Here is a 459-nt window from a genome sequence, read left to right on the forward strand (position 1 = left end):
AACTCGTCTTTTGTTGTAGTTCGTTGTCCCACACGATTTGACCACTTGCTTCTGTGTTAAATTCAGATTTTGTAGCTGTCCCAAATCCAAATGACTGATAATATTCGAGCATCTTTTTAGGTCCGACTGAATCGAGTAAATCCATCATTAGAGTGTTCGAAGAATATTGTAACCCTTCGTTATAAGTAATTGTACCCCAACCTGACTTTTCCCAGTCGTAAATCGTCGCATCCATCACTTGTCTATTACCTGTCGTGTAGTACTGATTTGGATCATACTTACCTTCTTCAATTGCTGCCGCTAATGTAAATACTTTAAACGTACTTCCTGGCTCGAATTGATATTCGTAAAGCATATTTAACCAGCTTGTTCCGAAACCTTCTCGAGTATCTGGGTTAAATGAAGGACGTTGACCTGCACCTAAAATTTCGCCTGTTTTTGCATCTGCAACAAAAGCAA

General features: G+C 39.2%; 1 protein-coding gene. It reads right to left on the reverse strand.

All coding sequences use genetic code 11. The features are described 5' to 3' along the window. Positions 1 to 459: penicillin-binding transpeptidase domain-containing protein (locus HMPREF3029_RS06240; RefSeq protein ID WP_246830708.1), on the reverse strand; the 459-nt coding region annotated here is incomplete at both ends.

It is taken from the genome of Nosocomiicoccus sp. HMSC059G07, from assembly GCF_001815515.1.
Taxonomy (GTDB): Bacteria; Bacillota; Bacilli; order Staphylococcales; family Salinicoccaceae; genus Nosocomiicoccus; species Nosocomiicoccus ampullae_A.